This window comes from Streptosporangium sp. NPDC004631 (assembly GCF_053601935.1).
In genome coordinates, this window is sequence record NZ_JBSGCR010000009.1 from 43,557 (window position 1) to 64,220 (window position 20,664).

Consider the following 20,664-nt stretch of genomic DNA (forward strand, 5'->3'; position numbering starts at 1 on the left):
AGGGTTGGTCGAAAACCCGCTCGTCGGCACAGGAAGCACAGTGCTCACCGCGGTGTTCGGGTGAACTCCACATCGTGGACATCGCACGGGCCTTTCGTCGGGTCGTGGTCCGACGTTGGCACGTCGCGCCGACATTTCCGCGCAACGTGCTCGGCGTGTCCCGAAAGTGGTGCCGGAATCGATGCCGCGCGGTGACATGGCGAACATTTGGATCAGCCGGGGCCGGGACCGTGTTCGTCGATGGAAGGAACTTTACCCGGAAACATGATCGCTTTGCGCCGTCCGGCGTCGTCGGAAGCCTGCTGACATTGGTTTCCGGTGGACGAAGCACTCGAAACGGGTAGAACCCTATCGTCATCATGACTTGAAGCTGTCTAGGCGTTGTTAGGTGTGATCTCATTTAATAACCGGCGATTTCGTACCCAGAACATCCGCTAACGGCCTTGCTGAGCGGACCGGGCACCCGGCATGGCACCCTGGTGAGGTGACTCCCGAGCTTGCCGACTCTCCGTTCCTGCGCGCCTGCCGTCGCCTGCCCGTCCCGCACACGCCCGTGTGGTTCATGCGCCAGGCGGGTCGCTCGCTTCCCGAGTACCGGGCCGTGCGCGGAGGGGTCTCCATGCTCACCGCGTGCGCCACCCCCGACCTGATCGTCGAGATCACGATGCAGCCGGTCCGCCGGTACGGCGTGGACGCGGCCATCTTCTTCAGCGACATCGTGGTGCCGCTCAAGGCGATCGGGATCGATCTTGACATCAAGCCCGGCGTCGGCCCGGTGGTGGCCGAGCCGATCAGGGACGCCGCCGCGATCGAGACGCTCCGCCCGATCGAGCCCGACGACGTCTCCTACGTCACCGAGGCCGTCCGGGCGCTGACCGCCGAGCTGGGCCCGACCCCCCTCATCGGGTTCGCGGGCGCGCCGTTCACCCTCGCCTCCTATCTGATCGAGGGCGGTCCCTCCAAGAACCACGACCACACCAAGGCGATGATGTACGGCGAGCCGCACCTGTGGCACGCCCTGATGGACCGGCTGACCGGCATCACGCTCGGCTTCCTGCGCGTCCAGCTCGCCGCGGGGGCCTCGGCCGTCCAGCTCTTCGACTCGTGGGTCGGCGCCGTCGCCCCCGACGACTACCGCGAGTTCGTCCTGCCGTACACCCGTCGCATCTTCGCCGGCCTGGCCGGTCTGGGCGCCCCGCGCATCCACTTCGGCGTCGGCACCGGCGAACTGCTCGGCCTGCTCGGCGAGGCCGGGGCCGACGTGGTCGGCGTCGACTGGCGGGTCCCGCTCGACGAGGCCGCCCGGCGGGTGGGGCCGGGCAAGGCGCTGCAGGGCAACCTGGACCCGGCGATCCTGCTCGCCCCGTGGGAGGTCGCCGAGCGCCGAGCGGCTGACATCCTGGCCCGCGGGGCCAAGGCCGAGGGGCACATCTTCAACCTGGGCCACGGCGTGCTGCCCGCCACCGACCCCGACCAGCTCGCCCGTCTGACGGACTTCGTGCACGAGACCTCCGCCCGCTGACCCGCCCGCGGCGGGGAGCCCCGCCTTTCGGAGGTGGACGCTCCCTTCCCGGCGAGGGGGGACGCCTCGCCGCCCGGCGGCCGGCTCGTCGCGGGAGCCGCCGCCGGATCGGGTCTACGGCCGTCCGGACGGGTCAGCCCCGTCCTCCTGCCCCGGGTCGCCGAGGTCGGCCGCTCCGCCGCCCTGACCGGGGCCGACGGCGTCGGCCGTCTCGGCGGAGTCGGCCGGCGTCGGCCGCGACGCGGCCCGGGTGGCGTCTCCGCTCCCGCGGTTTCTGCGGCGCAGCACGAAGGCCGTCAGCAGCCAGAGCGGCACCACCACGATCAACCAGGGGGTCAGCACGCCCAGCACGGTCAGACCCACCTTCACGGCCGTGCCGAAGGCCCGCCAGCCCGTCCGCAGCCCGCCGAGGAACCCCGACGGCTCCTTCTTGGCCTTGCGGACCACGACCGCCGGGCCGATCAGGTTCAGGGTCAGCGTCGCCATGCTCGTCTGTGAGGTGAGCGTCTTCTGCCGGGCCTGGAGCGACTCAAGCTCGGACTCCCGCTCGGAGACCTCCCGCTCGACCTTCAGCACCTCGCCGATCGTCTTGGCCTTTCCCATCAGCGTGCGCAGCGAGTCGAGAGAGGCCTTGGCCGACTTCAGCCGGCTCTCCACGTCGGCCACCTGCTCGGTGACGTCCTCGGTGTCCTGCTGGAGTGACTCGCGGGTGCCCAGCTCCTTGCCCAGGCGGTCCAGCACGCCGGGATAGGCCGCGGGCGGGATCTTGAAGACCAGGCTCGCCGACCCCTTGCCGCCGGAGTTGGCCTGGGACTTCTCGGTGGCCAGGTAGCCGCCCGCCGTGGTGACCACCCCCCGGGCCCTGTCGGCCGCCACGGCGACGTCCTTGGCCCGGACCGTCATGTCGGCCCGGTAGACGATCGCCCGGTCCTGCGGGACCAGTTTCGTCTGCCCGGCCGCCTGCGCTGTCGTGGAGCCCGGGGCGCGCGCCACGGATTCGGCCGTGCCACCTCCCTGGTACGCCGTCCCCTCCGCGGAGTCCGCGGCGACGGCCGGGGCTCCGCCGGAGTCGGAGACGGACTGCGGGGCCATGCCTCCGCAGGCCGACAGGAACAACGCGGTGCCCGCGAGGGGGGCCGCCAGGCGTAAGCCGTACCGGAGTCTGCTCATGCTCTTCATGACGCGCGCCACGCCGGTGAGGTTTGGGGTCGGGAGTCACGATGGAGTCACGTTCTCCTTACCGCCCGCTCATCGGGGTGGGCGGCCGGGAACGTGGGCGCGCACGGGGGGCGGTACGGTCGGGGACATGGAAGGCAACCGGTGCCACGTGGTGGTCGTCGGCGGGGGGATCGCGGGGCTGGCCGCCGCGTGGTATCTGCGGCAGGGCGGCGAAGGCGTCCGGGTGACCGTGCTCGACGGTGCCCGGCGGATCGGCGGCAAGCTGCACGCCGGCGAGGTCGCGGGGGTCTCGGTGGACGCCGGGGCCGAGGCCATGCTCGCACGGCGGCCCGAGGGCGGGGAACTGGCCCGGCTGGTCGGCCTGGGCGACGAGCTGCGGCACCCCGGCACCACGCGGGCGGCCGTTCTGAGCCGGGGCGTGCTCCGGCCCCTGCCCTCGGGACAGGTCATGGGTGTCCCGTCCGACCTGATCGCGCTCGCCGGATCGCGCATCCTCAGCCCCGGCGGCCTCGCCCGGGTGCCGCTGGACCGGATCCTGCCGCCCACGCTTGTCACCACCGATGTGTCGGTGGCCGCGTACATCCGCGCCCGGATGGGCGGCGAGGTGGTCGAGCGGCTGATCGAGCCGATGCTCGGCGGCGTCTACGCCGGCCGGGCCGACCGGCTGTCGCTGGAGGCGACGATGCCCCGGATCGCGGTCGCGGCCCGCTCGGAGCGGTCGCTGCTGACCGCCGCGCGGGAGATCGTCGCCGAGACGCCCAAGGACGCCGGGCCCGTTTTCACCACGCTCCGGCAGGGGATGGGCACCCTGCCGGGAGCCGTGGCCGCGGCCTCCGGGGCGGAGATCAGAACCGGGGTCACGGTCCGGGAGATGAGCCGGACGGAGACCGGCTGGCGGCTGGTGGCCGGGCCGGTGCCCGAGCCCGAGGTCATCGAGGCCGACGCGGTGATCGTCGCCGTTCCCGCCCCCTCGGCGAGCCGCCTGCTGGCCGCGGAGGCGCCCCGGGCGGCCGCGGAACTGGCCAGGATCGAATACGCCAGTATGGCCGTCGTCACGCTCGCCTACCCCCGGGAGGCGTTCCCCGAGCCGCCGACCGGCAGCGGCTACCTGGTCCCGCCCGTCGACGGGCGCCCGATCAAGGCGGCCACCTTCAGCTCGGTCAAGTGGCCGCACCTGGCCGAGGCGGACCCCGGCCTGATCCTGTTGCGCTGCTCCATCGGCCGCCTCGGCGAGGAGGCGCTGCTCCAGCGTGACGACGCCGAGCTGGTCGCGCTGGCGATGGCCGAGACAGCCGAGGTCACGGGCGTGCGCGGGGTGCCGCGCGACTCCCGCGTGACCCGCTGGGGCGGTTCCCTGCCGCAGTATGACGTGGGGCACCTCGACCGGATCGCCCGCATCCGCGGCGCCGTCGCCGGTCTGCCCGGCCTGGCCCTGTGCGGTGCCGCCTACGACGGCCTCGGCATCCCCGCCTGCGTCTCCACCGCGCGCACCGCGGCGGCCCGGATTCTGGACCACCTGAATCCCGCGGGAGAATGGCAGCCGAAAGACGAGTCGCTGACAGAACTCACAAAGGGGTGAGGACGACGGACGAGAATCCACGGCCGAAGGCGCGTGACCTGAACCAGGTGATCCGCTACACGATGTGGTCGGTCTTCAGGCTGCGTGAGCGCTGCCCGGCCAGCCGGGAGGGCATGGCCGACGAGGTCGAGGACCTCCTGGCCCAGGTGGCGGAGAAGGACGTGGTCACCCGCGGCCTGTACGACGTGGCCGGATTCCGGGGCGACGCCGACTTCATGTTCTGGTGGCACGCTCCCACCGCCGAGGATCTGCAGGAGACCTACTCCCGGTTCCGCCGCACCGACCTCGGGCGGCTGACCGAGCCGGTCTGGTCGGCCATGGCGCTGCACCGCCCGGCCGAGTTCAACAAGTCGCACATCCCGGCCTTCCTGGCGGAGGAGGAGCCGCGCAGGCACGTCAGCGTCTACCCGTTCGTCCGCTCCCTTGAGTGGTATCTCCTGGATGACGCCGACCGCCGCCGGATGCTGGCCGAGCACGGCAAGATGGCCCGCGAGTATCCCGACGTGCGGGCCAACACCGTCGCCTGTTTCGCCCTGAACGACTACGAGTGGATGCTCGCCTTCGAGGCCGACGAACTGCACCGCATCGTCGACCTGATGCGCGCTCTGCGCGCGGCCGAGGCGCGGCGGCACACCCGGGAGGAGATCCCCTTCTACACCGGCATCCGCAAGCCGGTCAGCGAGCTGATCGCCTCGCTGCCGTAGCCGCCCGCGCACCGCGGGGCCCGCAAGCCGCGGGTGCGCGCGCCCGGTGGCGCCGGGGCGGCCGTTTCCGGGAGTTCCGGTGTTCCAGGGAGTTCCGGGAGAGCGGACGCCGGGAGGCGACGCCGGGAACGCCCTGGCGAAGGGTTAGCCACGACCCCCGGCATTTGTAATACTCGGGGAAAGTCACCCGTCTACGTGAGGCCGAGGATTGAAAAGGGGCGAGGAGCCGGCACGGTCCGGGGAGAGGACGGGCGGGCGCCGCAGGAGGAGCCGGACGCGGATCCTGGAGATCTCGGTCGGAGTGGCCGCGCTGGCGACCGCACTGCTGGCCCTGGGTGGGGCGCTGCTGCCGGCGAGGCCGCAGACGCAGTGGCAGGCCACGTCGGCCGACGTGATCGTGCCGGAGACCGGCGGGGAGGATCAGGCGGCGGCCGTGACACCGGACGGGACATCACCGGATGGGGAGGTACGGCGGGCGGACGAGACCCGCGCGGCGGGGCTGTCCAAGCACACCGACCGGAAGGCTCTCGCCTACTTCGTGGGCCACAAGGCGACCAAGCGGCTCAAGGACATCCGGATAGTGGGTGGCTATCTGCGGATATATACGAACCTTCCGGAGTCGGCGAGCAACTCGAAGCAGGCCCTCAAGCTCTGCGAGACGGGCCGGGACTATCTCGTCGGAGAACTCGGCGAGCCCAGGCCGGTGGTCTTCGTCCAGGCGAGGTTCGGTGAGAACGGCAATCCCATCCTCGCCAACATCCTTGGCCCCGGTGACTCCGACTGCCGTGTCACCCATCCCAAGCCCGGAAAATAGCCACCCGGCCCGGGGCGGAGGATTCGGGAACGTTCCCGCCCGGTCAGATCACCCGGACCCTGGTCTTGCCGCAGATTCTGCAGCGCTGGGTGATCACTCTGCCGATGGTTTCCACGATCTCCCACCTGTGCCGGAGATGCACGGCCGCTCCTTGAGCAAGAACACGTTTCGGAGGTGCTCGCATACCACGAGTGATGTCGCCTTACCCGGCGAACGGTCGTCCTCACCTTCCCGCGAGGTCGATTGCGGTGTCCGGGGCGCGGGACGCGTCCCCGGTGGACGCGGGGCCCGTCCGGGGCCTATTCGGCGGGCTCCAGCCGCAGGGACACCGAGTTGATGCAGTAGCGGTCGTCCGTGGGGGTCGAGTAGCCCTCGCCGTGGAAGACGTGGCCGAGATGGGAGTCGCAGGTGGCGCAGCGGACCTCGACACGGGCCATGCCCAGCGAGCGATCCTCGATCAGGGTGACCGCGTCGGACTTCGACGGCTCGTAGAAGCTCGGCCAGCCGCAGTGACTGTCGAACTTGGTGTCCGAACGGAACAGCTCCGTTCCGCAGGCCCGGCAGCTGTAGACGCCCTCGGTCTTGGTGCCGACGTATTCGCCGGTGAAAGGGCGCTCTGTGCCCGCCTGGCGGAGGACGTGAAACTCCTCGGGAGACAGCTGGACGCGCCATTCGGCGTCGCTCTTGACCACCTTGTCCATGTCCCAAGCCTATGCGCTCCCCGTGGTGTCGACGGTGGAAGGGGAGGGGACGCCGCCGTCCGGAACCGCCGGGAGGCGTTCTCCCAGGGCACCGAGGGGGGCGGACCGCCGGGACTCGGAAAAATCTTGAGGGTGAAGCATCCATTGATGCCCGATTTGGCGTCTTTATAGATGTGGGGGGTATTTCGCCTTCCTGTTGAGGGGTGAGATCATCCGTCAGGTCGTCCAAGGATCAACTGGACGGCTGGAAATGCCGCCGGCCGGGTGGCGCGCCAGCGCCCGGGACCGGAGAGCGAGACGGGTGGTCATACGGTCCGTCCCGTTGAGTGCGCGGTCCCGCCGCCGCAGCGGCTCCGGGGCGGACCCACCCGTCCCGCCCACCCCCTGCCCGCACGGTTCCGGGACGAGGCCGGGGCGGAACCGGGTGTGAGCGGTCACGGAGAGTACGGTCGGACGTATGGCGTCGCCGCACACGGAGCTTCTCGTCGGAGGCAGGACGGTCAAGCTCACCAATCCCGACAAGATCTACTTTCCCCGGATCGGGGCGACGAAGCGTGAGCTGATGGAGTACTACCTGAGCGTGGGGGAGGGGGTCCTGCGCGCCCTGTACGACCGCCCCACCTATCTCCGGCGCTGTCCCGGCGGGATCGAGGGGGAGGAGATCTACCAGAAGCGCGTGCCTCCCGGGCACCCGGAGTGGGTGAGGACGGTCGGGATCCGCTTCCCCAGCGGGCGCACCGCCGAGACGCTCCGCGTGACCGAGGTCGCGGCCGTCGCCTACTGCGTGAACCTGGGGACCATCGACTTCCATCCCTGGCCGGTCCGCTCCTGTGACGTCGACCACCCCGACGAGCTGCGCATCGACATCGACCCGCAGCCGGGCACCGGGTTCGAGCAGGCGCGCGAGGTGGCCTTCGCCGTCCGCGAGGTCCTCGGGGAGCTCGGTATGACGGGTTTTCCCAAGACCTCCGGTGGCCGGGGCGTCCACGTCGGCGTGCGGATCGAACCGCGCTGGGACTTCGTCCAGGTGCGTCACGGTGCGATCGCCTTCGTCCGGGAGGTGGAACGCCGCCTGCCGCGACTGGCCACCACCGCGTGGTGGAAGGAGGAGCGGGGGGAGCGGGTCCTCCTCGACTACAACCAGAACGCCCGTGACCGGACCCTGGCGGCCGCCTACTCGGTGCGGGCCAGGCCGTACGCCCCGGTCTCGGCCCCGCTCACCTGGGACGAGCTGGTGGACGCCGACCCACGCGACTTCGACATCCGTACGGTCCCCGCCCGGTTCGCCGAACTGGGCGACGTGCACGCCGCGATCGACGGGCGGGCGTTCTCCATCGAGCCTCTGCTGGAGTGGTTCGAGCGTGACGGAGGCGAGGACATGCCCTATCCGCCGACCTATCCGAAGATGCCCGGTGAGCCGAAACGCGTCCAGCCCAGCAGGGCGCGTGACGAGGCGGACGGCTGACCGGGGGCGTCCGTGCCCGGGAGTCAGCCGGAGCGGTGCCGCCGGCCGAGGGTGAAGGAGGCGTTCACCCCGATGATCCCCACCCACATGAGCACCAGGACGAAGCCCAGGGAGTCGCCCAGATCGGCGAAGGCCAGTCCCACCGTCCCCGGCACGCCCAGCGCCAGGGAGATGATGGCCAGGGCCAGCCGCTGGCCGGCGTCCAGCGAGGGACGGATCGCGGGGCTCTCCTTCTTGGCACGGGCGGCGACCCGGTCGTCCACCCGCCGGTCGATCTCCAGGTCCACCTTCTCCAGGAAACCCTCGATGAGGGAGTCCTCGTACTCGGGGCCGAGCTCGCGGCGGGCTCCGACGGCGGCTCGCAGCTCGTCGCCCGATGATGATGATCGTGCCATGTTCGAGATATAACGCTTCTTGGCCTTCGTGTCTATGCGAACACCGTTTTAACCGGTTCGGATGTCGCCGGGCGCGGCGCCGTCCCGGGCCTTTGGACCTCCGAGGGCGCGGGCGGGCGCCGGTGCGGGCGGTCCCGATGCCGGGCCCGTTGCCCGCCCGCTCAGCCGGGCGTCCGGACGTATCTGGTGAAAAGAAAACCGTCCTCCTCCAGCACGTGGGCCAGCCGGAGGCGGGTGACCGATGCCGGGCCGTTCAGGACCCGGGCCGCGTCGCCGCCGATCAGCATGGGGCTCACCGTCAGGCACAGCTCGTCGACCAGGTCCGCCGCGGCGAGCTGCGCGTTGATCTTCGGCCCGCCCTCGCACAGCACCCGCTCCAGGCCACGCGCGGCCAGCTGCCCGACCGCCTCCGCCAGGTCCACCCGGTCGTCCCCGGCCACGATCACCTCGCCGTGCCTGGCGGCCTCCTCACGTCGCTCGCGGGGCGCCGCGGCGCAGGTGACGACGATGGTCCGCGCGTACGGCTCGGCCTCGGCGAACAGCCGGCCCGTCAGGTCCAGGTCGAGCCGCCGGGTGACCACGGCCACCGGCGGGGCCGCCGCGCGTCCCCGCCGCAGCTCACGCCACGACTCCCTCGGCCGGGCCGGGCCGTACCCCTCGGCCCTGACCGTCGACGCCCCCGCCAGGATGACGTCGGCCTGGCCGCGCAGCACCCCGAAGATCCGCCGGTCACCGCCGCCCGACAGTCCGCCGGACAGCCCCTCCAGCCAGGTCCCGCCGTCGGCGCTGGCCACCATGTTGAGCCGGACACACCGGCCGTCCGGATAGGCGTAGGCCCGCGCGAGGTCGACGTCGTCCGAGACCGAGGGATGGATGAGGCGCATTCCCCCACCCTGGCACAGCGGAGACTCCTGCCCCGGTGCGGGGGCCGGTACGGAGGGCCCGGCCGGATGGCCGGGCGGGGGTCGGCATGGCGGCCGTATGGAACGTTCCCAACACGGACGATAACGGATTAGACGCTCCTAGTGACATCGGGCGGGTGTCGTTACATGATTCCTCCAGAACATCGGGGAGGTTGTGTGGGGCTGGTCGCGATCGTGACATGGTTGATCACTGCGATACTCGGGGTCTACCTGCTCCATCTCTGGCTCTCCGGCGGGGGGCTGCGGCAGCAGGCGACGAAGGTCACCCGATTTCCCGCCGCGCTGGTCTTCGCCCACCCGGCCCTGGCGGTCTCCGCCCTGGGGTGCTGGGTGACCTACGTGCTCACCGCCGACCGGACCTACGCCTGGCTGTCCTTCGGCGTGCTCGCGGCGTCCGCCCTGCTGGGCTTCGCCATGTTCACCCGCTGGCTGGGCGGGGGCCGGCACGCGCGCGGCGCCGAGCAGCGCTTCCCCGTCCTGGCCGTCCTGCTGCACGGTGTGGCGGGGGTGACCACGTTCGTCCTGGTGCTGCTCAGCGCGGCGGTCGCGAGCGGGTTCTAGGGGCGGCGGCAGCGCAGGACCCGGATGGAGCGCGAGGTCACCGCGGTCCCGGTCTCCGGACGCAGGGACCGGTCGGCGAGCGGGTCCCCGGGCCCCTCGTCGGCGGTGTCCATCACGACCTGCCACTCCGTCCCGTACCTCGCGTCGGGCAGGGTGAAGGTCATGTCCTCGTGGTGACCGTTGATGAGCAGGAGGAAGGAGTCGTCCACGATCCGCTCGCCCCGCGCACCCGGCTCGGTGATGGCGTCGCCGTTCAGGAAGACGGTCAGCGACTTGGCGTAGCCGGTGTGCCAGTCGGCGGCCGACATCTCCTCGCCGGAGGGGGTGAGCCAGACGATGTCCCGGGTGCCGTCGTCCGCCTTGCGGCCGTGGAAGAACCTGCGCCGCTGGAGGACGGGATGCCCGCGCCGCAGCTCGGACAGGCTCCGGACGAAGTCCAGCAGCTCTCTCTCCTCGTTGACCAGTGACCAGTCGACCCAGGAGACCTCGTTGTCCTGGCAGTAGGCGTTGTTGTTGCCGCCCTGGGTCCGGCCGAGTTCGTCGCCCGCCGACAGCATCGGCACGCCCTGCGAGACGAACAGGGTGGTCAGGAGGTTGCGGCGCTGGCGGCGGCGCAGGCGCAGGATCTCCGGATCCTCCGACGGGCCCTCGGCGCCGCAGTTCCACGACCGGTTGTCGTCGGTGCCGTCGCGGTTGTTCTCCTCGTTGGCCTCGTTGTGCTTGCGGTTGTGGGAGACCAGGTCGGTGAGCGTGAACCCGTCGTGGCAGGTGACGAAGTTGATGGAGGCCACGGGGCGGCGCCCGGAGGTGGCGTAGAGGTCGGCGGAGCCGGTCAGCCGGGAGGCGAACTCCGGCAGCGCGGACCCGTTCCCGCGCCAGAAGTCCCGCACGCTGTCGCGGTACTTGCCGTTCCACTCCGTCCACAGCGGCGGGAAGTTGCCCACCTGGTAGCCGCCGGGCCCCACGTCCCACGGCTCGGCGATCAGCTTCACCTGGGAGATGACCGGATCCTGCTGGATCAGGTCGAAGAACGCGCTCAGCCGGTCGACGTCGTGCAGTTCCCGGGCGAGGGCGGCGGCCAGGTCGAACCTGAACCCGTCGACGTGCATCTCCAGCACCCAGTAGCGGAGCGAGTCCATGATGAGCTGCAACGCGTGCGGCGAGCGGACGTTGAGGGAGTTTCCGCAGCCGGTGTAGTCGAGGTAGTAGCGCCGGTCGCCGTCGTGCAGTCGGTAGTAGGCGGTGTTGTCGATGCCGCGGAAGCTCAGTGTGGGCCCCATGTGGTCGCCCTCGGCCGTGTGGTTGTAGACCACGTCGAGGATGACCTCGATCCCGGCGTCGTGCAGCGCCCGCACCATCGCCTTGAACTCCAGCACCTGCTCGCCCCGCTGCCCGGAAGCGGAGTAGGCGGCGTGCGGGGCCAGGTAGGCGACCGTGTTGTAGCCCCAGTAGTTCGTCAGCCCCCGGGCGGCCATCGCGTGCTCGGGCACGAACTGGTGCACCGGCATCAGCTCGACCGCGGTGACGCCCAGGCTCAGCAGGTGGTCGATGACCGCCGGATGGCTCAGCCCCGCGTAGGTGCCGCGCTGCTCCTTGGGCACCGCCGGGTGGCGCATGGTGAGCCCGCGCACGTGCGCCTCGTAGATCACGGTCTGGTGGTACGGCGTGCGGGGAAGCCGGTCGTTGCCCCAGTCGAAGAAGGGGTTGACCACCACGTTCTTCGGCATGAAGGGGGCGCTGTCGTCGTCGTTGCGCGTGGCCGGGTCGGTGAAGGAGTAGGAGAACAGCGACTCGTCCCACGTCAGACCGCCCTCGACGGCCTTGGCGTAGGGGTCGAGCAGCAGCTTGGCGGGGTTGCACCGGTGGCCCCGCGAGGGGTCGTGGGGGCCGTGCACGCGGTAGCCGTACCGCTGTCCCGGTGTGATCCCCGGGAGGTAGCCGTGCCACACGAACCCGTCCACCTCGGGCAGGTCAACGCGCTCCTCGCGGCCGTCGTCCCCGAAAAGGCACAGCTCGACCCGCTCCGCCACCTCGGAGAACAGCGAGAATCCGGTGCCCGCGCCGTCCCAGGTGCCGCCGAGTGGATACGCCTCTCCCGGCCAGATCTCGCGCATGTGGCCCTATTCTCCCTCAGTTAAGCCCTCGTGTGCAGGGTGTCGTCGTTCTTGTCGCCCTGCCGGCGGGGGAACACGAATGGTCGGACGGGCTCGGGTCCGTCCTGCGGGAGCGGGGGAGCCCACGGGGTGTCACGTCCTCTTCTCAGGCCGTCTGCTCCGTTGATCGCCGGTGAGCGGCCGGAACGGGACGAGCCTCCGCCGGACGGCCGCGGGGGGTGGGCACGACGAGGTCGGGCGCCTTGGCCTTCGGATGGTCTGCCCGGTGGGGCGGGGCCTTGAGTGTATGTGTCCCCGGGTACTGGTGGAACCTCGGCGGTGAGGCTCTGACGTGCGCGCTCACCGGTCGTGGGGCGGGGTGAACCGGGACGGCGGAGGGCGCTCGGCGCCCTCTTCCCCCGTGCGTGACCGCGCCACTGGAGGGCGGGGCGCGGTCACGGACGGGGGGTGATCAGCTCAGCAGTTCGGCGTTGAGGCTGATCGTGGTGCCCGCGAGGGCCTTGCTGACCGGGCAGTTGGCCTTGGCCGTCTCGGCCGCCTGCTGGAACTCCTCCGCCGACAGCCCCTCGACCTGGCCGCGGACCGAGATGACGATCCCGGTGATGCCCTCACCCGGCTGGAAGGTCACGTCGGCCCGGGTCTCCAGGGACTGCGGCGGGGTGCCCGCCTGCGCCAGCCCGTGGGAGAGGGCCATCGAGAAGCAGGAGGAGTGCGCGGCCGCGATGAGCTCCTCCGGCGAGGTCTTGCCGTTGGCCTTCTCCGCCCGTGAGGGCCAGGAGACGTCGAATGTGCCCACCCCGGAGGAGTCCAGCGAGACGGTGCCCGATCCGTCGAGGAGCGCGCCCTTCCACTGAGTCGTCGCGGTGCGTGTCGTCGCCATGCCGATGTCCTTTCGATCACGAAGCGTTAACCACGACCGACCCTACTCGCCGAGATCACGGAGTTCGTCCCCGGAGCGTCCGTCGCCGTCGGTCTTTCCGGCCGCCACCCGGGCCGCGCGGCACCGCCCCCGCCGTGACCCGCCACAACTTTCCGTGACCGTACGGGTGGCATCTGTAATCGATCCCTTGGTGCTGGACATAAGAACTATGACGGCGGGTGGAGAAGGGGCGGCCATGTCGAAGGAGGAAGAGGATAAGTGGTTCGACTGGATGTTCCGCGCCTTCTATGAGCCCGTATGGGCGTATGCGGCCCGCCGGGTCGGCCTCACGGGGGCCGACGACATCGCCTCCTGCACCTTCCAGACCGCCTGGCACAAGAGGCACCGGATCCCGAGGGACGACGAACGGGCCGTCGTCGCCTGGCTGTACCGCGTGGCCTGGGGGCACGTGCGGAACGCCACGCGTGGAGAGGGGCGCAGACAGCGGCTGGTCGGGCTGCTGAGACAGCTCCCGCCCGACCAGCCCGGCGACGGAGCACACGACGAGGAAGAGGTCAGGACCGCGATGGAGACGGCCATGGCGCGCCTGCGCCCCAAGGACGTGGAGATTCTCCGCCTGCACTACTGGGAGGACCTCGCGATCGAGGAGGTCGGCAGGGTCCTCGGCCTGACCCCTAACGCGGTCCGGGTACGGCTCTGCCGGGCCCGGCTGCGGCTGGCCGAGCTGCTGCGCGGCATGCGCCTGTGGTGCGGGGAGGGGGGCAGGTGACCGCCGAGGGCCGCGACGAGGTCCGTGAGCTCATGGTCAGGCACAATCCGGTCCTCCCGCACGAGGTGCGGCAGAGGATGGGCCGGGGGGACGAGGAGGAGATCCTCCGGAGGATCCTGCGTGACATCGCCTCCCGGCGGACCCGAAGGAGGGGGTCGGCCCTGGCGGTCGCGGCCCTGGGCGCCGCGGCGGCGACGGTGATCTCCCTGTATCTCCCGCTCGGCGCCCCGCGCACCCCGCCCCCCGCCGGAGCCGTACCGTCCCCCGTCGCCGGACGCGTCGGCCCGCGGATCACGGAGGATCTGGCGAGGATCACGCGCATCTCCAACACCGAGCCCCTGCCGGCCCCGTCGCCGCGCCCGATGACCGTCTTCCCCAGGGCGTCGGCCAGGTTGCTGGAGCTGGCGGCGATCGCGGCGGACCGGCCGCGCCCCGTGACGCGCCCGTGGAGCTACGTCACGACCGAGGAGTGGCTGCCCGCCACCACCGTCGCACCGGACGGCACCACCTCGGAGGTCGTGCCGTGGGTGGTCCGGCGATGGACGCCGGTGAGCGGGCGGGGGACCTACCTCAGGGTGAGGACGGCCGGCAGGCCGTTCGGGGGCGGCGAGGCGGAGATCCCGGTGGGTGCGCGGGCCCGGCCTCCGGCGGGCCGGGGCGTCGGCCCGGTCGCGGATCGGGACACCGGCCTGGCCGCGGATCTGCGGCCACGGGCGGCCGAGCTGTCGCGTTCGGCCCCGGAGCTGCGCGGGCAGCTCCTCGGCAGTGAGCCGCAGACCACCATGACGGTGACGCGCCGCCTGGTCAGGGCGATGGAGAACCTGCACTCCCACGACGTGGTGGAGCCGGCGCTGTCGGCGGCTCTGTGGAGGGTCTTCGCGGCCCAGGACGACCTGAGGCTGTTCGGGCGGGTCAGGGACCGGAGCGGGAGACCCGGGGAGGCGTTCGGATTCGAGGACGGCCCGCTGCTGGGGGTGTTCGTCGTCAGCCCGGCGACCGGGGGGCTTCTGGCGACCGAGCTGATCAGGGCCGGGGGGACGGGCGGCCCGGGGGGAGCCCGTCCCGCCGTCGAGGAGTATCGGACGTATCTCGCCGGCAGATGGGTGAACGGGGCCGGGAGGACCTTGTGACCGGCGGGGCCCCGGGCTGTAGCGGGGCCGCCGCCGGGTCACCGTCGATCCGTGGCCGTCGCGCCGTTGAGCCGCCGTCGATCCGCGACCCGTTCACGGTCCGCCCCCGGCCGATCGGACGGGATGCCGCGGCCGGCGTCCCGCCGGAGTCACGGCCGTTCGAGGCGTCCGGGGGTCAAGGACATCTGCGCAGGCTGGGATGGGCATTCACCCAGCGCTGTTCGCTGATGTCGCTCACATTGCCGTAGCCCTCCCCGGAGGGGAAACAGGCTCCGTCGTCACCGCGGCTTTTCTTGACGAGGAAAACAAAAGGACGGTCGTTCCTGATGGACATGATGACGCCCGTCCAGTTCAGTCTCCTCGCCCCCGTCGCCTTGATGGCCTGCCGGGACCCTTCGAAGGCCCGGCGGTCGTAGAGGCACACCGCGTTGTCGAGGACGCCGTCCCCGTCGCAGTCGCGCTCCGCGCTTCGGCGGGCCGGCCCGCAGGACGGCGGCCGGAACGTTATCACCTCGGAGCCGTCGCCGTAGGAGAGCGTGTCCGGCGGGATAAACCGTGCCTGCGGCGCCTTCGCGAGCTGTTCCTCGACCGCCCGCGCGATCTCGGCCGCGCACCGGGAGGGCGGGTCGGCGGTGGAGGCCGGCGGCGGGGCGACAAGGGTGCCCGACAGGAGGAGGACACAGGCCGCCCCCGGTCCATTCAGGTTGATTCTCATGATTAATCCTTTTTGGGGGAATCGATCGCGACTGCGATATCGATCGCCTTTCGAGGGCCGAGAGTAGACCAGCCAATGGACACGCGCCGCTGAAAGATCGCTTCTTTGCCTCGCTGAAATCAATGAATATCCATGTCTCCACCTGTAATGAACGCCACTCCGGTGGACGTTTACCACCGGAGAACATTTCTTCGGCAGAACGGAGCGCTCCGCATGAGGACCCCCCCTTCGAGCCGTACAGGACACCGTGACCCGCTGCCGCGGGACGGCACCCGCGACTGCGGCGTGCTGGAGCGGGTGATCCACAGGCACTGGTCCGGGACGCCGCGCCGTGATCTGGTGATCGCGGTGGACGAACTGGCCGTTCTCCCGGCCCATCTGGCGACCCGGCTGGCCGATGACCTCGACGGGATCTGGCTCGGCGCGGACGTGCTTCCCGAGCCGCCCGAGCCGGACGACTCCTGTGACGCCCGGGTGGCGGCGCACTCCGCGGGAATCTACGTGGGCCGCACGATCGTCATCGCGGGCGGGGCGCACTCGTCGGGGGCACTGGTCCATCACATGATCGGGCACGTGCTGTGTGACCTGGACGAGATGGACGAGACCCCCGAATGGCGGCGGATCATGAGCTCCTGCCGCCCACTCCTCGTCCTGGACCGATACCGGGACTGTTCCTCCGAGTGGTGGGCCGAGAGCTACGCCCTCTGCGCCAGCCACCGGCTGGACCGGCTCGCCCGGCTGCTGGCCGACGACGCCCAGGCCGCCTCGGCCGTGGCGGCCTACCATCAGAGGCGCCAGGGATGGGTCAGATAACGGCTCCTCGGCCTGACGGCCGGGCGGCGGCCGATGGGTTCTCAGCGGAGGCGCCGGGGACGGACGGCTGACCTTCTCCCCGGGGCGGGAGCCCGGGGGCCCACGCTCAAGGAGAGTCGACGGGAGAGCCGACGACGGCCCGGTCGATGACGGCCTTGAGGTCCAGGCCCGCGGGGAGGGTGCCGAAGGCGCGACCGGCCCCGGCCGACAGCCGGGAGGCGCAGAAGGCGTCGGCGATGGCCGGGGGAGCCAGCCGTACCAGCAGGGAGCCCTGCAGGACCAGGGCCATCTCCTCGGCGACGCGGCGGGCGCGGGCCTCGACGTCGGTCAGGTCGCCCAGAGACCCGCGCAGCCGCCGGGCGGCCTCGTCCAGCCGCCGGTCGGCCCCGGCGGCCGGCGAGACCTCGGCGAAGAACGCCTCCAGCGCCTCGGGCTCGCGGCCCAGGGCGCGGAGCACGTCCAGCGCCGCCACGTTCCCCGAACCCTCCCAGATGCCGTTGAGCGGGGATTCGCGGAACAGCCGGGGCAGCTGTGACTCCTCGACGTAACCGTTGCCGCCCAGGCACTCCAGCGCCTCGGCCGCGTGGGCGGGCGCGCGCTTGCACACCCAGTACTTGCCGGCGGCCAGTGCGGTACGGCGCAGCGCGCTCTCGGCGGGATCCCCGGCGACGGCCCGGTCGGCGGCCCCGGCGAGCCGGGTCATCAGCGTGGTCGCGGCCTCCGACTCCAGGGCCAGGTCCGCCAGGACGTTGCGCATCAGCGGCTGGTCGATCAGCCTCCTGCCGAACGCCGCGCGGTGCGTGGCGTGGTGAACGGCCCGTGTCACGCCGTACCGCATGCCGGCCGCCGAGCCGATCACGCAGTCCAGCCGGGTCATGTTGACCATCTCCATGATCGTCCGCACACCCCGGCCCTCCTCGCCGACCAGCCAGGCGGTCGCGCCGTGATACTCCACCTCCGCGCTGGCGTTGGACCTGTTGCCCAGCTTGTCCTTCAGCCGCATCAGGTGGACGGCGTTGCGGGTGCCGTCGGGCAGGACCCGGGGCAGCAGGAAGCACGACAGACCGCCGGGGGCCTGGGCGAGGACCAGGAACACATCGCACATCGGCGCGGAGTTGAACCACTTGTGCCCGGTCAGGGCGTAGGAACCGTCGCCCAGGCGCTCGGCGCGGGTGGTGCCGGCACGGACGTCCGAGCCGCCCTGCTTCTCGGTCATGGCCATCCCGGCGAGCACCCCGCGCTTGTCCAGTGGTGGACGCAGCCCGAAGTCGTAGTCGCGGGAGGCCAGCAGCGGCTCCCACTCGGCGGTGAGCGCGGGGTCCTGGCGCAGCGCGGCGACCGCGGCGTAGGTCATGGAGATCGGGCAGCCGTGCCCGGCCTCAACCTGGGTCCAGAGGTAGAACTTGGCCGCGCGGGCCACGTGCGCGCCCGGCCGGTCGCTTGCCCAGGGGGCGGCGTGCAGGCCGTTCTCTACCGCGACGGTCATCAGCTCGTGCCAGGCCGGATGGAACTCGACCTCGTCGATCCGCCGGCCGTACCGGTCATGGGTGCGCAGGATCGGCGGGTGCTCGTTGGCCAGTCGCCCCCACTCCCCGGCCCGTTCGGAGCCGGCGAGCGCGCCGAGCCGGCGCAGCTCCCCGGTGGCCCAGCCCGCGTTCTCCCGGACCACCCCGCTCAGGAGCGCGGCGTCCGAGGACGACAGGTCGTGGCCGGTGAACGGGGGAGCCTGGTTGAAGACATCATGGGTCACGCGCGGCCTCCGGGAACCCGGCCAAACCTTCGCCGGATTCTGACAAAAATGTCTCGTTTTCTAGGACTGTCGCACTCCACAGAACCCGGCCTCCGGTGCTCGCGCAAGCACACGGGTAAACCACGCCCGCCCCGGGAGGCCGCGACGGGGTTCCGGCTCCATCCGCGGTCAGAGATCCTTGACCAGGTCGCGGATGTAGTCGTCGTCCTCGTCGCTCTCGGCGAGCACCCGGGACACACCTCGTCGCGCCCGCGGGTCGCTCCGGACGGCCAGGCCCCGGGTGGCCTCGGCCACCGTGGTCAGGTCCTCGTCGTCGAGCCGTGCGGCCAGCGCGTCCCGGATCTGCTCGGTGTCCTCCGTCAGGCACGCCAGACCCATGGTCGCCCAATCGCGCACCTCCTCGTCGGAGTCCTCCGACATCGAGATGAGCAGCGCGAGCCCGTCGGCGTGGCCGGGCGGCAGGACGGCGGCCAGCGCGGCGGGGTCGGCCTGGGTGCGGGTCCAGCCGCCGGCGGTGATGATCTCCAGCACCTCGGGCAGGGCCCGGGGGTCGGCGTGGTGGCCGAGCGCGCCGAGCACCGAGCGCAGCACCCGCTCGTCGCCCTCGGTGGCCGCCATCCGCCGCAGGATCGGCAGCGTCCGTTCGAGGAACGGTTTGCCGTCCTCGGTGAAGCCGAACTGCGCGAGCACGTCCACGGCGAACTCCCGCTTACGCGGATCCTCCGCGGTGCACAGTCGCGCCGCGGCCTCGAAGGTCTCCTCGTCCCCCCGCCGGCTCAGCGAGCCTGCCACCGTCCACCAGGTCTCCGCCTCCTCGTCGACGTCCCGGTACGGCAGCGCCCGCTCCGCCAGCTCGTCGAAGGGCAGCCGTTCCGCGGTCGCGTCCTCCAGCAGGGTCGCGACGGCCGCGTGACCGCGCTGGCACCGCAACTCGATCACGCGCTCCCCGTCGGGTCCCACGGCGGCGACGGTCACCAGGTCGGTGCCGTCCTTGGCGCGGGTCCGGCCCACCACGAACTGGGACCCGTCGGGAGCCTGCTCGGTGATCTGCTCCAGCAGCGCGCTCTCCAACTGCGTGCCCAGCCAGTCGTAGGCGATGGCCAGTGGCGTGTCGCCCTCCCCGTCCGGCCGGGAGGGGTCGGCCCCGTGGCCGAGCAGTGCGCGTACGGCGCCCAGCGCCCCGCGCCGGACGGCCAGGGTGAGCGCGGTCTCGCCGTCGTCGTTGGCGTCCTCGGGGTCGGCCCCGGCCTTCAGCAGCGTCTGGAGCGCGTCGTCCTGCCCGTTGGAGGCGGCCCAGAGCAGCGCGGTCCATCCCTGGCTCTCCCGCCCGGCCGGAGCGGCTCCGGCGCCCAGCAGCGCCTCCAGCGCCTCGACGTGGTCCCAGGCCGCGGCCGCGCACAGGGGCAGGCCCTCCTCCTCACCGCCGCTGATCCGGTTCGGGTCGGCTCCGTGGGCCAGCAGCGCGCGCACGATCGCCACCCGGCCGCCGGCCGAGGCCGCGTACAGCGCCGTCGTCTCCGCCGCGCCGTCCGGATCCGCACTCGTCCCACCCTGGAGCAGGCGCTCCACCCGCTCGGCGTCGTCGACGGCCACCGCGTCCAGAAGTTCTTCGTACATGATGGGGACCCTAACCTGTCCCGCCGCACAGGCGGGTCCGGGGCGGCCCAAGTGTCCACCGGTCCCGGTCCCGGTCCCGGTCCTGTCTCCGTCCCGTCCTCGTTCTCCGGCCCGACCCCCTTTTCCCCGCCTCATCCCGGTCCCGGCCCCGGTCTCGTCCCGTTCTCCGGTTCGGGTCCGGCTCCCCGGCCTCAGTGGGGTCCGCTCGGCCGGTTCCGGTTCCGGTAGGTGTAGTCCACGGAGTCCTCCTTACGAAGGATCCACCGTTCCACCAACTCGCGATATGTTGTGAGTTATGAACGATCCCGGTGCAATACGGGTCTCAGACGCCGAGCGGGAGGCCGCCGTCGAGCGGTTGCGTGTCGCCTCCGTCGAGGGCCGTCTGACACTTGGAGAGCTGACCGAGCGCACGGAGGCGGCTTACACCGCCGTCACCCAGGCCGAGCTGGTCGTGATCACCTCGGACCTGCCGTCCGACGGTCAGGGGGCGCCCGGGGTCGCCCACGTCCCCGCCCAGCCCGTGGCGGCGCGGGAGGGCAAGGCGCGGCGGTGGTTCGTGGCCGTGATGGGGGATTCCAAGCGGCGCGGCAAGTGGCGGATCGACCAGGGGCTCGGCGCCGTCGCCGTGATGGGCGACGTCGTGCTCGATCTGCGTGAGGCCGAGGTCCGCACCGACGTGGTGGACATCGTCGCCACCGTGATCATGGGCGATGTGAAGATCATCGTTCCGGATGGGGTGGATGTCGAACTCGACGGCGTCGCGATCATGGGGGACAAGAAGGTCCAGGTCATCGAGGCGCCCGCCGGTACGAACGTGCCGCTCATCCGGGTTCGAGCCTATGTGATCATGGGCGATGTGAAGGTGATCGGCGACTCCCGGGCCAAACCCGTCAAGAAACCCTGGGCCGCCTGGCGGGAGCAGTGGCGTGAGCTGCGCGGCGAGCTCATGAGCGAGCCTCGGCAGTCTCTGCCGCCGTCCGATCCGCACCGTTAGGCCGTCCACCCCGGGGCGTGGGCCCGCGGGGTGGTGACC

At 71.5% G+C, this 20,664-nt stretch carries 19 protein-coding genes; 10 read left to right on the top strand and 9 right to left on the bottom strand.

The genetic code is table 11. The annotated features are described in order from the left end of the window. The first annotated feature begins 484 nt into the window (after nucleotides 1-484). Nucleotides 485-1,522 carry a uroporphyrinogen decarboxylase gene (hemE, locus tag ACWEF2_RS11815; protein WP_453814341.1) on the top strand — a complete coding sequence of 346 codons (1,038 nt, stop codon included), beginning with the start codon at nucleotides 485-487 and terminating at the stop codon, nucleotides 1,520-1,522. A 114-nt stretch (nucleotides 1,523-1,636) separates the two neighbouring features. Here hemE and ACWEF2_RS11820 read toward each other — a convergent pair whose 3' ends face one another. Beyond that, complete coding sequence (locus tag ACWEF2_RS11820; protein ID WP_453814343.1) at nucleotides 1,637-2,692, bottom strand: DUF4349 domain-containing protein; 1,056 nt, start codon at nucleotides 2,690-2,692, stop codon at nucleotides 1,637-1,639. A 136-nt stretch (nucleotides 2,693-2,828) separates the two neighbouring features. Here ACWEF2_RS11820 and hemG point away from each other — a divergent pair, with 136 nt between their 5' ends. The 3 genes from hemG to ACWEF2_RS11835 all read left to right on the top strand — a co-directional run bounded on the left by hemG (nucleotide 2,829) and on the right by ACWEF2_RS11835 (nucleotide 5,798). Continuing rightward, nucleotides 2,829-4,280 (top strand): protoporphyrinogen oxidase, encoded by a 1,452-nt coding sequence (gene hemG / locus ACWEF2_RS11825; protein ID WP_453814345.1) that lies wholly within the window; start codon nucleotides 2,829-2,831, stop codon nucleotides 4,278-4,280. Further along, complete coding sequence (hemQ, locus tag ACWEF2_RS11830; RefSeq protein ID WP_453814348.1) at nucleotides 4,277-4,984, top strand: hydrogen peroxide-dependent heme synthase; 708 nt, start codon at nucleotides 4,277-4,279, stop codon at nucleotides 4,982-4,984. Before hemG ends, hemQ begins: the two co-directional genes overlap by 4 nt. Nucleotides 4,985-5,192: 208 nt before the next feature. Beyond that, nucleotides 5,193-5,798: a hypothetical protein gene (locus tag ACWEF2_RS11835; RefSeq protein ID WP_453814350.1), complete on the top strand. Its 606-nt coding sequence runs from the start codon at nucleotides 5,193-5,195 to the stop codon at nucleotides 5,796-5,798. Nucleotides 5,799-6,097: 299 nt separating this feature from the next. Here ACWEF2_RS11835 and msrB read toward each other — a convergent pair whose 3' ends face one another. Continuing rightward, nucleotides 6,098-6,499, bottom strand: a complete 402-nt coding sequence (msrB, locus tag ACWEF2_RS11840; RefSeq protein ID WP_453814352.1) for a peptide-methionine (R)-S-oxide reductase MsrB — start codon at nucleotides 6,497-6,499, stop codon at nucleotides 6,098-6,100. A gap of 457 nt (nucleotides 6,500-6,956) precedes the next feature. Between msrB and ligD the strand changes: the two genes are divergently transcribed. Then, entirely contained in the window at nucleotides 6,957-7,964 is a 1,008-nt protein-coding gene (gene ligD / locus ACWEF2_RS11845; protein WP_453814354.1) for a non-homologous end-joining DNA ligase, read from the top strand. A 23-nt stretch (nucleotides 7,965-7,987) separates the two neighbouring features. On the opposite strand, the gene ACWEF2_RS11850 is transcribed toward ligD, so the two are convergent. Both ACWEF2_RS11850 and ACWEF2_RS11855 read right to left on the bottom strand, forming a co-directional pair. Then, the gene (locus ACWEF2_RS11850) at nucleotides 7,988-8,359 is read right to left on the bottom strand and encodes a hypothetical protein (protein ID WP_453814356.1); all 372 of its coding nucleotides are present in this window, start codon (nucleotides 8,357-8,359) and stop codon (nucleotides 7,988-7,990) included. A 161-nt stretch (nucleotides 8,360-8,520) separates the two neighbouring features. Continuing rightward, nucleotides 8,521-9,243, bottom strand: coding sequence for a pyrimidine reductase family protein (locus ACWEF2_RS11855; protein WP_453814358.1), 723 nt, complete (start codon nucleotides 9,241-9,243; stop codon nucleotides 8,521-8,523). 195 nt (nucleotides 9,244-9,438) lie between these two features. Between ACWEF2_RS11855 and ACWEF2_RS11860 the strand changes: the two genes are divergently transcribed. Beyond that, nucleotides 9,439-9,843, top strand: coding sequence for a hypothetical protein (locus tag ACWEF2_RS11860; RefSeq protein WP_453814360.1), 405 nt, complete (start codon nucleotides 9,439-9,441; stop codon nucleotides 9,841-9,843). Here the strand turns inward: ACWEF2_RS11860 and glgX are convergent. Continuing rightward, entirely contained in the window at nucleotides 9,840-11,957 is a 2,118-nt protein-coding gene (gene glgX, locus ACWEF2_RS11865) for a glycogen debranching protein GlgX (RefSeq protein ID WP_453814362.1), read from the bottom strand. The genes ACWEF2_RS11860 and glgX overlap by 4 nt on opposite strands. Before the next feature lie 451 nt (nucleotides 11,958-12,408). Beyond that, nucleotides 12,409-12,837 carry an OsmC family protein gene (locus ACWEF2_RS11870; protein ID WP_453814364.1) on the bottom strand — a complete coding sequence of 143 codons (429 nt, stop codon included), beginning with the start codon at nucleotides 12,835-12,837 and terminating at the stop codon, nucleotides 12,409-12,411. A 235-nt stretch (nucleotides 12,838-13,072) separates the two neighbouring features. Here ACWEF2_RS11870 and ACWEF2_RS11875 point away from each other — a divergent pair, with 235 nt between their 5' ends. Both ACWEF2_RS11875 and ACWEF2_RS11880 read left to right on the top strand, forming a co-directional pair. Further along, on the top strand, nucleotides 13,073-13,606 hold the full coding sequence (locus ACWEF2_RS11875; protein ID WP_453814365.1) for an RNA polymerase sigma factor: 534 nt from the start codon (nucleotides 13,073-13,075) through the stop codon (nucleotides 13,604-13,606). Then, nucleotides 13,603-14,736 (top strand): hypothetical protein, encoded by a 1,134-nt coding sequence (locus tag ACWEF2_RS11880; protein ID WP_453814367.1) that lies wholly within the window; start codon nucleotides 13,603-13,605, stop codon nucleotides 14,734-14,736. Before ACWEF2_RS11875 ends, ACWEF2_RS11880 begins: the two co-directional genes overlap by 4 nt. A gap of 175 nt (nucleotides 14,737-14,911) precedes the next feature. Here the strand turns inward: ACWEF2_RS11880 and ACWEF2_RS11885 are convergent, their stop codons facing one another. Continuing rightward, on the bottom strand, nucleotides 14,912-15,451 hold the full coding sequence (locus tag ACWEF2_RS11885; RefSeq protein ID WP_453814369.1) for a hypothetical protein: 540 nt from the start codon (nucleotides 15,449-15,451) through the stop codon (nucleotides 14,912-14,914). 213 nt (nucleotides 15,452-15,664) lie between these two features. On the opposite strand from ACWEF2_RS11885, the gene ACWEF2_RS11890 reads away from it, so the two are divergent. Next, nucleotides 15,665-16,264 carry a hypothetical protein gene (locus tag ACWEF2_RS11890; protein WP_453814371.1) on the top strand — a complete coding sequence of 200 codons (600 nt, stop codon included), beginning with the start codon at nucleotides 15,665-15,667 and terminating at the stop codon, nucleotides 16,262-16,264. 106 nt (nucleotides 16,265-16,370) lie between these two features. Here ACWEF2_RS11890 and ACWEF2_RS11895 read toward each other — a convergent pair whose 3' ends face one another. Together ACWEF2_RS11895 and ACWEF2_RS11900 are read right to left on the bottom strand one after the other, a co-directional pair. After that, nucleotides 16,371-18,014, bottom strand: a complete 1,644-nt coding sequence (locus ACWEF2_RS11895) for an isovaleryl-CoA dehydrogenase (protein WP_453814373.1) — start codon at nucleotides 18,012-18,014, stop codon at nucleotides 16,371-16,373. A 168-nt stretch (nucleotides 18,015-18,182) separates the two neighbouring features. Next, nucleotides 18,183-19,631 (bottom strand): ankyrin repeat domain-containing protein, encoded by a 1,449-nt coding sequence (locus ACWEF2_RS11900; RefSeq protein ID WP_453814375.1) that lies wholly within the window; start codon nucleotides 19,629-19,631, stop codon nucleotides 18,183-18,185. Between the two features lie 295 nt (nucleotides 19,632-19,926). Here ACWEF2_RS11900 and ACWEF2_RS11905 point away from each other — a divergent pair, with 295 nt between their 5' ends. Next, on the top strand, nucleotides 19,927-20,625 hold the full coding sequence (locus ACWEF2_RS11905; RefSeq protein WP_453814377.1) for a DUF1707 SHOCT-like domain-containing protein: 699 nt from the start codon (nucleotides 19,927-19,929) through the stop codon (nucleotides 20,623-20,625). Nucleotides 20,626-20,664 lie beyond the last annotated feature (39 nt).

Coding starts and splice junctions, on each gene's coding strand:
- ACWEF2_RS11850 (WP_453814356.1), bottom strand. CDS start 8,359: ATGGCACGATCATCATCATCGGGCGACGAGCTGCGAGCCGCCGTCGGA.
- ACWEF2_RS11855 (WP_453814358.1), bottom strand. CDS start 9,243: ATGCGCCTCATCCATCCCTCGGTCTCGGACGACGTCGACCTCGCGCGG.
- glgX (WP_453814362.1), bottom strand. CDS start 11,957: ATGCGCGAGATCTGGCCGGGAGAGGCGTATCCACTCGGCGGCACCTGG.
- ACWEF2_RS11890 (WP_453814371.1), top strand. CDS start 15,665: ATGAGGACCCCCCCTTCGAGCCGTACAGGACACCGTGACCCGCTGCCG.
- ACWEF2_RS11905 (WP_453814377.1), top strand. CDS start 19,927: ATGAACGATCCCGGTGCAATACGGGTCTCAGACGCCGAGCGGGAGGCC.
- ACWEF2_RS11885 (WP_453814369.1), bottom strand. CDS start 15,451: ATGAGAATCAACCTGAATGGACCGGGGGCGGCCTGTGTCCTCCTCCTG.
- ACWEF2_RS11870 (WP_453814364.1), bottom strand. CDS start 12,837: ATGGCGACGACACGCACCGCGACGACTCAGTGGAAGGGCGCGCTCCTC.
- msrB (WP_453814352.1), bottom strand. CDS start 6,499: ATGGACAAGGTGGTCAAGAGCGACGCCGAATGGCGCGTCCAGCTGTCT.
- ACWEF2_RS11875 (WP_453814365.1), top strand. CDS start 13,073: ATGTCGAAGGAGGAAGAGGATAAGTGGTTCGACTGGATGTTCCGCGCC.
- ACWEF2_RS11820 (WP_453814343.1), bottom strand. CDS start 2,692: ATGAGCAGACTCCGGTACGGCTTACGCCTGGCGGCCCCCCTCGCGGGC.
- ACWEF2_RS11900 (WP_453814375.1), bottom strand. CDS start 19,631: ATGTACGAAGAACTTCTGGACGCGGTGGCCGTCGACGACGCCGAGCGG.
- ligD (WP_453814354.1), top strand. CDS start 6,957: ATGGCGTCGCCGCACACGGAGCTTCTCGTCGGAGGCAGGACGGTCAAG.
- hemG (WP_453814345.1), top strand. CDS start 2,829: ATGGAAGGCAACCGGTGCCACGTGGTGGTCGTCGGCGGGGGGATCGCG.